At 50.7% G+C, this 12,123-nt stretch carries 11 protein-coding genes and 1 pseudogene; 7 read left to right on the top strand and 5 right to left on the bottom strand.

The features are described 5' to 3' along the window. Positions 1–5: 5 nt before the first annotated feature. The 4 genes from dnaN to mutM all read right to left on the bottom strand — a co-directional run bounded on the left by dnaN (position 6) and on the right by mutM (position 4,114). Entirely contained in the window at positions 6–1,130 is a 1,125-nt protein-coding gene (gene dnaN / locus NQF86_RS03265) for a DNA polymerase III subunit beta (protein WP_266116158.1), read from the bottom strand. 74 nt (positions 1,131–1,204) lie between these two features. Further along, on the bottom strand, positions 1,205–2,680 hold the full coding sequence (dnaA, locus tag NQF86_RS03260) for a chromosomal replication initiator protein DnaA (RefSeq protein ID WP_407652846.1): 1,476 nt from the start codon (positions 2,678–2,680) through the stop codon (positions 1,205–1,207). 198 nt (positions 2,681–2,878) lie between these two features. Further along, positions 2,879–3,151: a 30S ribosomal protein S20 gene (gene rpsT, locus NQF86_RS03255; protein ID WP_266116157.1), complete on the bottom strand. Its 273-nt coding sequence runs from the start codon at positions 3,149–3,151 to the stop codon at positions 2,879–2,881. 108 nt (positions 3,152–3,259) lie between these two features. Next, entirely contained in the window at positions 3,260–4,114 is an 855-nt protein-coding gene (mutM, locus tag NQF86_RS03250) for a bifunctional DNA-formamidopyrimidine glycosylase/DNA-(apurinic or apyrimidinic site) lyase (RefSeq protein ID WP_266116457.1), read from the bottom strand. 30 nt (positions 4,115–4,144) lie between these two features. On the opposite strand from mutM, the gene ubiE reads away from it, so the two are divergent. The 6 genes and pseudogenes from ubiE to NQF86_RS03225 all read left to right on the top strand — a co-directional run bounded on the left by ubiE (position 4,145) and on the right by NQF86_RS03225 (position 9,508). Further along, complete coding sequence (gene ubiE, locus NQF86_RS03245) at positions 4,145–4,933, top strand: bifunctional demethylmenaquinone methyltransferase/2-methoxy-6-polyprenyl-1,4-benzoquinol methylase UbiE (protein ID WP_266116156.1); 789 nt, start codon at positions 4,145–4,147, stop codon at positions 4,931–4,933. A gap of 5 nt (positions 4,934–4,938) precedes the next feature. Further along, complete coding sequence (coaBC, locus tag NQF86_RS03240; protein ID WP_266116155.1) at positions 4,939–6,129, top strand: bifunctional phosphopantothenoylcysteine decarboxylase/phosphopantothenate--cysteine ligase CoaBC; 1,191 nt, start codon at positions 4,939–4,941, stop codon at positions 6,127–6,129. A gap of 28 nt (positions 6,130–6,157) precedes the next feature. Next, a complete protein-coding gene (gene dut / locus NQF86_RS03235) occupies positions 6,158–6,610 on the top strand; it encodes a dUTP diphosphatase (protein ID WP_266116154.1) in 453 nt (150 codons plus the stop codon). A gap of 93 nt (positions 6,611–6,703) precedes the next feature. Beyond that, a pseudogene (locus NQF86_RS09145) lies at positions 6,704–7,411 on the top strand (hypothetical protein); the annotation flags it as partial. 135 nt (positions 7,412–7,546) lie between these two features. Further along, a complete protein-coding gene (locus NQF86_RS03230; protein ID WP_266116153.1) occupies positions 7,547–8,182 on the top strand; it encodes a hypothetical protein in 636 nt (211 codons plus the stop codon). Between the two features lie 3 nt (positions 8,183–8,185). Then, positions 8,186–9,508, top strand: coding sequence for an ABC transporter ATP-binding protein (locus NQF86_RS03225; protein WP_266116152.1), 1,323 nt, complete (start codon positions 8,186–8,188; stop codon positions 9,506–9,508). A 42-nt stretch (positions 9,509–9,550) separates the two neighbouring features. On the opposite strand, the gene msrA is transcribed toward NQF86_RS03225, so the two are convergent. Then, a complete protein-coding gene (gene msrA / locus NQF86_RS03220; protein WP_266116151.1) occupies positions 9,551–10,093 on the bottom strand; it encodes a peptide-methionine (S)-S-oxide reductase MsrA in 543 nt (180 codons plus the stop codon). A 170-nt stretch (positions 10,094–10,263) separates the two neighbouring features. Here msrA and ilvD point away from each other — a divergent pair, with 170 nt between their 5' ends. Then, positions 10,264–12,123, top strand: coding sequence for a dihydroxy-acid dehydratase (gene ilvD / locus NQF86_RS03215; RefSeq protein ID WP_266116150.1), 1,860 nt, complete (start codon positions 10,264–10,266; stop codon positions 12,121–12,123).

The raw sequence follows: 12,123 nt of genomic DNA, 5'->3' as shown, positions 1-12,123 counted from the left end.
GGGTCTTAGACCCGGATAGGCATCAGGACATACAAGGCGTCCGGATGTCCCGTGTCCCGTATCAGGGTTGGAGATGAGCTATCGGCCAGTGCGAATTCAGCTTCGGCATCGATTTGATCGGTGATATCCGTGAGATAGCGGGCCTGAAAACCAATCTCCACGTCATCACTGTCATACGTGACGCTATTTTCATCCAGCTCCTCCTGTGCAATCCCTTGATCAGGGCTGATTGCAGAAAGTGTTAGATGATTTTTTGTGATAGTCAGTTTTACCGGTCGGGAACGTTCCTGACTAATGGCTGCGACACGGCCCACAGCGGCGGCAAGGTCCTGCTTACTGACACGAAGAATGCGTGAATTGTTCTGAGGAATGACCCTCATATATTCTGGGAAGGTGCCATCAACAAGTTTGGATGTCAGCAGAATGGAGCCGATGCGGAACTGGATACGTGTTTCAGAAAGAGCCACTTCAACAGAAGCACCATCATTATCCAGTAGCTTACGTACTTCGGTAACCGTTTTACGAGGTACGATGATGCCCGGCATGCCTTTGACACCAAAGGGTGCTGGGGTATCCACCTTGGCGAGGCGGTGGCCATCTGTTGCTACGGCACGCAGATAATTCTTCTTTCCCTCCAGAACAATGTGGAGGTAGATGCCATTCAGGTAATAACGGGTTTCCTCATTGGACATGGCAAAACGGGTCCGATCAATCAGCCCACGAAGATCACCTGCCTGAATGTCAAAATGATGTGGCAAATCCCCTGCGACCATGGCTGGAAAATCATCAACCGGAAGAACGTTCAGGCTGGTGGCGTACCGGCCTGCCCGCAGGTGCAGCGGGTCTTCAGATGTTGCCTGCTCAAATTCGATCAAGGCACCATCGGTCAGTTTACGGACAATTTCGAAAAGGACAGCAGCCGGTACTGTTACTGACCCTGCACGGGTCGCCTCTGACGGCACTTCTTCAACAACAGCAATTTCCATATCCGTTGCCGTCAGGCGCAGAATTTCGCCGTCATGTTCCATCAGAACATTGGCCAGAATGGGGATAGTATTGCGCTTTTCGGCAACACCCTGAATATGGGACAGTGCACGCAGGAGCGGTGCGCGATCAACCGTAAACTTCATGACAACCCCACAGCCTTATCGGGACGAGTAATATGTCCCTTTAGCAAAATAACATCTTGTTTGAAAAGGTGCCTTCAGCTTTCCAGCATGTGCCGTAGCAGCTCCACACTTTCTGCCAGACCGGGATCCTGTTCCATCAACTCAGAAACACGATTAACGGCATGCATGACAGTTGTATGATCACGATTTCCGAATTTTCGCCCAATTTCTGGTAGGCTTCGGCTCGTAAGCTGTTTGGCGAGGAACATAGCTATCTGTCTCGGACGTGCTACGGCCCTTGCCCTACGAGCAGACGACATATCTGTCAGTCGGATATTGAAATGCTCGGCAACTTTCCTCTGAATTTCATCAATCGTGACGCGGCGTTCATGTGCTTTGAGCATGTCCTTGAGGACATCCTGTGTTGATTCCAGCGTGACAGGTCGGCCTACCAGATCAGCATGTGCGATAAGGCGATTCAAAGCGCCTTCGAGCTCGCGTACGTTGGTCGTGATTTTATGAGCCAGATACTCCAGAACTTTCGGTGGAACAGGCGTACCGGAAGCTTTGGCTTTAGCCTCCAAGATAGAGATACGGAGTTCAAAGGTTGTGGCATGAATGTCTGCCACCATGCCGCAGCCCAGTCGTGTACGAAGCCTGTCTTCTAGACCAGATAGATCGGAAGGACTTTTGTCGGCACTGACAATGATCTGCCTTCCTGCATCAACCAGCGCATTGAATGTATGAAAAAATTCTTCCTGCGTGCTGTTCTTCCCGATCAGGAACTGAAGATCGTCAATCATCAGAACATCAACTGATCGAAGTTGTTCTTTAAACTCCATCTGAGATTTAGACTGCATGGAGGCAATGAAACGATACATGAACTTTTCAGCCGACATGTAGGCGACCGAGATATTGCCACGGCTGATTAGCTTAAGGCCGATAGCATGCATAAGGTGCGTTTTCCCCAATCCAACGCCCCCATAAAGAAATAGAGGATTGAAACCGGGGCTTGCCGGATGATCAGCAACACGGCCAGCACAGGCATAGGCAAATTCATTCGGTTTGCCGACCACAAAATTATCGAACGTAAAGCGGCGGTCTAATGGGACAGCCAAATCATTTCGGACTTCCCCCCCTGTCGAGTGGGATGGAGAGCTACTCTCACGCTCTAAAGCGGCTGCATCTTCCTTTGCCATTATGCTGATGTTTGAACGGGCAGGCATGGTGGGTTCGGATGGGGCTGGCGTTTCATCGGCTGATGCTGCGCGCTGGGCTTTTTTATCAACTCTCAGCTCAACATGTTGAACGAGAGGACTTTCTTCACGCCAAAGAGATTGCAGTCGTTGACCATATTGTGCCCTCACCCAGTCCCTAAGGAAGCGTTCCGGCAGGTACAGCACGATTTCATCTTCATCCAGCGGGCCAAGTGTGATGCGCTGAATCCACATCCTGTATTCTACATCACCTACTTCGCTTTTCAGGCGTTCGCAGATGCGCAACCAGGATATTTTGAGAGAGTCTGTTTCAGAAGGGGCCATAGCAGCGTCCTGGGACTGAGCTTTTTCCACTTCTGATCTCCGTACTCTGGTCTCACGTGCCTCCAGCTAGGGTAGAGCCCGGCGGGAGGGGTAATCAAGTGTTTTTGCCTGGACAGCAGAATGCTCTGACTGTTTTTGAGGTGGCAAAAAAAGAACGCGCCCTAAGAGGCGCGCCCAAAACCGTCCTGCCGACAATGCAGCAGAACGGTTCCCTGCTCTGAAGACTGATCAGGCAGCAGCAGAAAGGGATTTAATGCGGGCAGACAGACGAGACAGCTTGCGGCTGACCGTGTTGCGAGCAATAACGCCCTTGCCAGCTGCACGCTGCATCTCAGGCTGAGCAGCCCGCAGAGCTTCTGCTGCTGCTGCCTTGTCGCCGGACAGGATAGCCTTCTCAACACTCTTGATGAAGGTACGCATACGGGACAGGCGAGAAGCATTGCGCAGACGGCGGCGCTCGTTCTGACGGATGCGTTTACGGGCAGATGCGTTGTTTGCCATGGGCTTCAGGTTTCCTGCGGATAGTTCGCTAAAAAATAATGTCTGACCCTCTACTCTCCTGCCAGCGTTGCGTCAAGCTCTGTCTTTATTCTGCACCGATATGGACACTCATTTATGCGGATTTTTCTGACAGTGTGGACAGAAAAATGTGGAACGACCACTTTGTGCTATACGCATGATCACAGAATGACGATTTTCTGAACGACATACGGGGCATTCTTCCCCTTCTCGGCCATAGACAAGATGAAGCTCTTGAAAAGCTCCGGGCTGACCGTCTGTACGGACATAATCTCGTAGAGTGGACCCTCCTGCCGCTATGGCGGCTTGTAGAATCTCTCTCACAAATCCGTGCAGCCGCCTGATCTCCTTCCGAGTCAGATCAGCTGCTGCTTTTGCAGGATGAATGCGAGCCTTAAATAGGGCTTCACAGACATAGATGTTCCCTAATCCCACTACCTTACGTTGGTCCAGCAAGGCGTTCTTAATGGGCATACGTGTTGTAGCACAAAGGGTTGCGAGCCGTTCCGGTGTAAATGTGTTTAATAAAGGCTCTACCCCTAAATGTTTCAATTGAGGCTGCTGTGCTTCTTGATCTGTCGGGAAAAGACAGACCATGCCGAACCTGCGGGGATCAACTAGGCCGATACGGTGGCCATTATTCGTCCATATCACGAGATGTTCATGCCTGCGTGGTGGGATGTTCTGCGAAGCAGGATCGATAAATAATCGTCCAGACATTCCCAGATGGATGAGCAGACTCCAGCCATGCTGGAAGTCGATCAGGATATATTTGGCCCTGCGGCGTAACTGAATGACGGTTTTGTGGAGCGGAATGGTCGATAGGCCGGGAGGGAAAGGTGTACGAAGATCAGGGCGTTTGACCTCAATAGAGGTTATATACTGCCCTTCCAGAGCAGGCTTCATACTTCGGAGGATGGTTTCGACTTCTGGGAGTTCTGGCATAAATATCCACAATGAGATAACGATGGTCGCATGACAGAAAACCATTCCTCTCACACCTCATCTTCTCAGTCAGCTGATTTCGAGGCTGATACGATTGATTTCGGCTATCGTGACGTACCGCGAAACGAGAAAAAGCCACTTGTCCGGCAGGTCTTTGAAAGCGTTGCTGGCAAATATGATGTCATGAATGATGCCATGTCACTTGGTATTCATCGGGTCTGGAAACGTATTTTCGTCACCATGCTTTCTCCTCAGCCGGGGCATAAACTGCTCGATTTAGCCGGCGGCACGGGGGACATTACCTTCGGGTGGCTGCGTCGTGGTGGCGGACATGCGGTCTTGTCCGACATTAATGAAGCTATGCTTGAAGTCGGTAGAAAACGTGCCATTAAAGCCGGGCTGATCGGGAGTATGGATGTCTGCGTGGCCGATGCCGAGGCGCTTCCCTTTCCTGATGCGTCTATGGATCGGGTATCAATGGCTTTCGGGCTGAGGAATTGCACGGACAAAAATGCCGTTCTTAGAGAAGTCCAGCGTGTTCTGAAGCCGGGTGGACGTTTTTTCTGTCTTGAGTTTTCTAAAGTGGACGTTGCGGCTCTTTCGACTATCTACGATGCATGGTCCTTTCAGGTTCTGCCACGTATGGGGCAGATGATTGCTGGTGATGCAGAAAGTTACCAGTATTTGGCAGAAAGCATCCGTATGTTCCCGGATCAGGAAACACTTGCCGGAATGATGCGTGATGCAGGGATGGAACGTGTAACCTATCAGAATCTCTCCGGTGGGATCGTGGCAATTCATTCAGGCTGGCGGCTCTAACAAGCATGGCACGGATTATCCTCATTCTGAGTGGTAGTATTGCTGCCTATAAAGCTCTGGATGTTGCTAGAGAGCTTCAGCGTGATGGGGTGGAAGTCATTCCTGTCATGACAGAAGCCGCCCAACAGTTCTTAACGCCACTATCGTTGGAAGTTTTATGTGGGCAGGCTGTTCATACCGATCTTTTCCGCCCGGGTGAGGAGAGCAGGATCGGTCATATTGCCTTGGCCAGATCGGCAGATATGGTGCTGGTTTGCCCTTCATCCGCAGACTTGATGGCCCGTATGGCGCAGGGCATGGCTGATGATCTGGCAACAACCATTCTGTTGGCAACAGAGGCACCTATCATTGTTGCCCCTGCTATGAATCCGCATATGTGGAGCCATCCAGCTACTCAGGCTAACTATTCTCTGCTCCGGCAGAGAGGGGTGACGTTCATAGGGCCCGTACCGGGTGATGTTGCGTGTGGGGAAAAAGGTACCGGACGACTGGCTGAGACAGAAAATATCGTGTCATCCGTTCGTAATCTGCTCTCCAAAAGAACTGATCTATCTGGAAAGCGGATCATTGTTACAGCTGGTCCTACCGTAGAGCCTCTCGACCCGGTACGTTTCATTTCCAATCATTCGTCTGGGATACAGGGTTATGCTGTTGCGGACGCTTTGGCACAACATGGTGCTGATGTGAGGCTTATTAGCGGTCCTGTTTCATTATCCCCTCCTGCCAATGTGACATGTATTCATGTGCGAACAGCGGAGGACATGAAAGCCGCTTGTCTCGAGCAGTTGCCAGCAGATGCGGCTATCTGCGTGGCAGCTGTCAGTGACTGGCGGCCTGATGTCGCATATGCCAGCAAGATGAAAAAATCTGGTGATGGTATTCCTCCTGTTTTAAAGCTTGTTGAAAATCCTGACATTTTGGCAACGCTATCCAGACATGACCAACGCCCTACTCTCGTGGTCGGCTTTGCTGCAGAAACGGATGACCTGAGAAAACATGCTGAACAGAAACGGCTTAGAAAGGGCTGTGATTGGCTTCTTGCCAATGATGTGACCAAACACCGCTTTGGTGGAAAGCGGAATCAGGTTCTCTTTCTAACAGGTGATGAAACAGAAGCATGGCCGGAAATGGATAAGCCGTCTCTGGCCCATCGTCTGGCTGATCGAGTAGCACAATTTTTTCAGGCACGAGTCTGAAACGTCATTTTGAGGAATATTAAGAGCCATGTCAGATATCGTGGATGTTCGCATTCTTCGCCTCCCTCATTCTGAAGGTCTGGAACTTCCAGCTTACGGAACGGCCGGAGCCGCCGGTGTGGATTTCCAAGCCGCTGTGAATGAAACGCTCGTCATCAAGCCAGGTGAACGTGTTCTTGTTCCAACGGGATTATGTATTGCCTTGCCTGAAGGGTATGAATTGCAGATACGGCCCCGCTCTGGGCTCGCCCTGAAACATGGAATTATGGTGCCTAATAGTCCGGGGACAATTGATGAGGATTATCGGGGTGAAATCCGCATTATTCTCATTAATGCCGGGACAGAAGATTTTGTGATTGAACGTGGCATGCGTGTGGCGCAGGGCGTTCTGGCGCCTGTAGTAAGAATGCAGTGGCAGGAATGTACCAGCCTTGATAAAACGGAAAGAGGACAAGGTGGCTTTGGCAGCACTGGTCACTGACCGATCGAGCCCACGTTGAATAGGCCGCCCGTGGAGCTATGAGGCTAACTGTTAAGGTCCAGTTATGAAAGTCCATCTAACTTTGGGCACATCATGAGAAGACAGTCGTGGCCTTTTGCGTATCTTTCTAAACTGGAAAGTAAATTCATGCGTTGGCTTCTGGCCTATCGAGGAAGTGGCATTTCCTGCTCCTTGTTGGCCATTGGCATATTGTACGGCTTTTATCGCAGTTATGCTTTTCCGGCAGCCTTTCCAGTGCAGTGGGAAGGAATCTTCTGGTCTCTTGAAAAAGTCGTAGTGGCATTGCTCCTTTCTGCTGTGGGGCATTGTGTCTTATTATCTGTGGCTGCCTGTTCAGCAGGAGCCCGGCAGATTTTGTCAAAAGTGACGGCCGTGTTGGCAGAAATACCGTCACTTTGTCTGCTCGGGCCTGTGTGCGTTCTTTTCCCTGCATTCTGGAGTGTGGCTGCAATAGCCATGTTCAGCCTGTTGACCAGAAGCGTTAATGCTACTCTTGAAGCCGGGCATGATATTCCTGCAGGTTTTTTGAAGACTGCCCGAGCGCTGCGATTAGGCCGTTGGCAAAGTTTTTGGCGCTTGCATGTTCCGTTCGCTTTTCCTGACCTTGTCAGGTCTGTTCTCCAAAATCTTCCGGATTTCTGGCTATGCATCTTCGGTGGGGAGATGATTGTTTCTCTATTCATGCCTCATAAAGCTCTGGGATTAGGGGGAACATTTCTGTCTGCCATCAGAGGGCATGACCTATCAGCTGTTGTTGGTCTTTTCAGCCTAATGATCCTGTTGGTCTTTCTGGTCCAGCACGGGTTGATCGCTCCATTAAGGGGATACGGACGGCGCTATGCAGTCTGCGACCTTGCGCATTCTGCAAAAAATAGAAGTTCCGGCCGGTATGTCATATGGGTCGGAATATCCGGGATGATTCTGACGGCAATTCTGCTTTCCTATCGATTCTGGCCATGGCCAGAAGGAGCTCTGACCATTCTGGGGCCTTTAGGGTATCTGGCTGTTGCCCTTTTTATAGTTGGGGGATTCTGGGCCTATGTGGGAGGGCTGTTGCTTGGATATACTGGGCAAACAAGACGCTGGATTAGGAAAGTCTCTTTAACGGGTGCTCTACTCCCTGTTCCTCTCCTTTTCCCATGGCTGGCCATCCACCTACCGCAGGTGATACTCCCCGCAATGGCAGTTATGGGAATGTGTGGCTGGATTGTCCTAGGCTATGCAAATGGACCGATGGGGCAACAGTTCGTAACAATGGGGCAGCATTTGCGCCTGCCCTCTTTTTCTTTATGGAGGAATGTTCGTTTCCCGTTAATCTGCCCGGTTCTTCTTCAGGCTGGTACTATCGTGCTGCCTTTCTTCTGGGATGGTGTCTATATGGTCGCTACCCTGGATGCAGAGCATAATACGGTATTGCTTGGCCTGCTTCAGAAACATCTTTACGGAATGCAGCTTCTGTTTCTGTGTCTGATGACCTTGTTAGCTGCCTGTGTGCGCTGGGGTATTTTCATCCCCCTTCAGGAACGCATGGCGCATCGTTATAGGATCTAGTTCATGAGTGCGACACTCTTACGGCTGACTGATTGTGCACAATTTGCGCGTAAATCACGCAATCAGGACGTGCCAATTGTTGAACAGGTCAATATGGAGGTTCGAGAAGGTGAGATTCTCGGCCTTGTCGGGCGTTCGGGTTCGGGAAAATCGAGCCTTTTGAAAATCATGGCCGGGCTGGATACTCCCAGAACGGGGGACGTTTTCTGGAAAGAGAAAAAGGCTACTATTCAGGCTCTGGAAGCTGTTTCGATCATATTACAGGATGATGTGCTTTTCCCATGGCTGACGGTTAGAGAAAATGTGCTTCTTGCTCTAGAAGCCAAACGTCAGCCAAAAGAGGAACGGGAAAAGATCGCTGATGCCATCATCGCCGTGCTTGATATGGACGGTTATGAAGGGGCGTATCCTAGAGAGCTTTCCGGGGCCTTGGAAGAACGCGCATCTCTTATCCGTGCCTTAGCCCGACAGCCAGAAATATTGCTGCTTGATGAGCCGTTTCTAAATATCGATCATCTAAGTGCAGAAAATCTGAGAACTGACCTGATAGAACTCTGGCAGGAACACCGGCTTGGACCATTGAAGGCAATGGTTCTAGCAACGCATGCCATTGAAGAAGCCGTACTCATGTGCGATCGGATTTTGCTTTTTTCTTCTGGGCCGGGTCGTATCACTCATGAGGTTGTGGTTCCCTTCCCTCATCCACGTAACAGGCAGGATAATGACTTCCGGCATTTCGTGGATCAGATCTACACGCTCATGACATTACGAGCTCCCAGTGTTTCAGAAGCTGATTTGTCTGTTGCCAAGCAGGATGAGATACAGGATGAAAGTAGCTCCTTTATCGTTCTGCCAGATATTTCGATTGAACTGCTGGTAGGTTTGATGGAGGCGTTGGACCATGCGCCTCTTTCAGGCCGAGCCGATCTGCCTGAGCTCGCTAACCAGCTTCAGATGACATTGGATGACCTTTTTCCCCTTGGCGAGACCTTGCAGCTCCTCGATCTTGCTGAGCTTGAGGATGGTGACATTATGCTCACCAGTACGGGCCGTACATTTGTAGAAGGCGATGCAGATGCACGCCGTGACATTATGAGGACAGCCCTGCTCCATGCCGTACCGCTATTGAGGCTGATTCGTGGCACTCTGGACGAACGCAGCAGTCATGCCATGGATGCGGATATTTTCCGGCGGAAACTGGAAGATACCATGTCCACATCCTACGCACGTCAGACACTGAACACGGCCATATCATGGGCCCGGTATGCAAGCCTCTTTGGGTATGATGAGGAGACAGACAGGGTCCTGCTAGAAGATGATGAATGAGGGAATGTGAGTTATTCCCTCATTCTGATGGCCAATGGTTGGTTATTCAGCTGTTTTCAGGCGGTCTCGGTATAGTTTCCGAGCCTTGGCCACTTTCGGGGCTACAACGGCAGAGCAGTAAGCCGTTTCTGGGTTACGGGCAAAATAATCGTGATGACTTTCCTCGGCTTCCCAAAAATGGGCAGGGCCTTCAATGGAAGTCACAAGTGAAGCGTCCCATATATTCTGGTTAGCAATTTCGTCTCGAATAGAGCGGGCCGTAGTCTGTTGCGCTTTATCTCCAAAAATGACGGAGCGATACTGAGAACCTACATCATCTCCCTGACGGTTTAACTGGGTGGGGTCATGCGTTGTAAAGAAAACTCGTAGAATATCTTCAAGACTGATCTCTACGGGATTGAAAATAATCTGTACGACTTCGGCATGGCCTGTCTTGCCTGTGCATACCTCTTTATAACTCGGCTGCTCCGTATGCCCACCAGCATAACCAGGTTTTGCCGATACAACACCTCGCAACCCGTTAAAAATAGCCTCAACACACCAGAAGCAGCCGCCTCCGAGAATGATGGATGATGTCTGTGTCATGATATGGTCCTATAGACATAAAACGATGAGTATCGTGCATATGATGCCCGGAACAGGTTTAAACCAGAGGGAGTAGATCACGCTTTTCATATCTTTCAGTTTTTTTGTTTTATCATTATGTTTCTTGCTATAAAACGCCATCAAACGTTTCTATCTGAAAGAGGTTTTTAATGCCCGTTTACCGCTCCCATACTAGCACCCGTGGCCGCAATATGGCAGGGGCCCGTGCGCTCTGGAGAGCAACGGGCATGAAGGATGGTGATTTCAGCAAACCGATTATTGCTATTGCTAACTCATATACCCAATTCGTCCCCGGTCATGTTCATCTCAAAGACATGGGCGCACTGGTTGCCTCTGCTGTGGAGGAAGCCGGTGGCGTTGCCAGAGAATTCAATACCATTGCCGTGGATGATGGGATCGCCATGGGGCATGGGGGAATGCTCTACTCCCTCCCCTCACGGGAGCTTATCGCTGACTCTGTAGAATATATGGTCAGTGCGCATTGTGCTGATGCGCTGGTCTGTATCAGCAACTGCGACAAGATCACACCGGGAATGCTTATGGCCTCCCTGCGGCTGAACATTCCTACAGTGTTTGTTTCTGGTGGTCCTATGGAAGCTGGCAAAGCGGATATGGATGGCATTGAACGGGCCGTGGATCTTGTAACATCCATGGTTGCCGCTGCTGATGAACGTGTCAGTGATGACGTGTCCGAGCGAGTGGAACGTTCTGCCTGTCCGACATGTGGATCATGCTCCGGCATGTTCACTGCAAATTCAATGAACTGCCTGACCGAAGCTTTGGGTTTATCTCTGCCGGGTAATGGATCTTTGCTGGCCACGCATAGCCAACGGAAAAACCTTTTTCTGCAGGCTGGGCGCCTGAGTGTGGAATTAGCCAAGCGCTGGTACGAGCAGGATGATGCAACCGTTTTGCCCCGAGGCATCGCTACAAAGGCAGCCTTTACCAATGCCATGACGCTGGATATTGCTATGGGCGGTTCTACGAACACGGTGCTGCATCTTCTGGCGGCTGCGCATGAGGCCGGGGTTGATTTCACAATGAGTGATATTGACGCCCTCTCTCGCAAGGTGCCTCATCTTTGTAAGGTGTCACCTTCCGTTGCGAATGTGCATATGGAAGATGTCCATCGTGCTGGTGGTATTCCTGCCATTCTAGGAGAGCTGGATCGGGCAGGACTGCTGGATACCAGCATTCCGACAGTTCATTCCTCAAGCCTGTCTGAAGCCCTCAAGCATTGGGACATCATGCAGGCTAATGATGATGAAGCTGCTGCTCTTTTTCAGGCTGCACCGGGAGGGGTAAGAACTGTCGAAGCTTTTTCTCAGAGCAGTACTTATAAGGAGCTGGATAAAGACCGTCAGACAGGCGTTCTGCGAGATAAGAAGCACGCTTTTTCTCAGGATGGTGGTCTTGCCGTGCTGTACGGAAATCTGGCTGTTGATGGTGCCATTGTGAAGACGGCTGGTGTTGCAGAAAATATCTTGAAGTTTCGTGGGCGTGCCCGTGTCTTTGATAGTCAGGACGCTGCCGTGAACGCCATTCTGGGCAAGCAGATAGCTCCCGGTGATGTAGTTGTCATTCGATATGAAGGCCCTAAAGGTGGGCCGGGGATGCAGGAAATGCTGTATCCGACAAGTTATCTCAAGTCCATGGGGCTGGGCGAGGCTTGTGCTCTGATTACTGATGGCCGTTTTTCTGGTGGCAGTTCAGGTCTTTCAGTCGGTCATATTTCACCTGAAGCTGCAGAAGGTGGCCTGATCGGTCTTGTCCATGAAGGTGATTCCATCATCATTGATATTCCTGCACGCCTGCTGCATCTGGATGTTTCAGAGGATGAGCTAGACGCACGCCGGGCTGATATGAATGCAAAGGGCTCTGCAGGATGGCAGCCTGACCGTGAACGGCAAGTTTCTACCGCACTGAAGGCCTATGCTGCCATGACGACCAGCGCTGCTCATGGAGCTGTGCGTGATCTATCTCAGATTGTTGTAAAAAAACGGCAGTAA

It is taken from the genome of Bombella pluederhausensis (assembly GCF_026385525.1).
In the GTDB taxonomy this organism is placed as follows: Bacteria; Pseudomonadota; Alphaproteobacteria; order Acetobacterales; family Acetobacteraceae; genus Bombella; species Bombella pluederhausensis.
The sequence above is the reverse complement of the archived record's forward strand: the minus strand, read 5'-3'. Positions and strand labels throughout refer to the sequence as shown.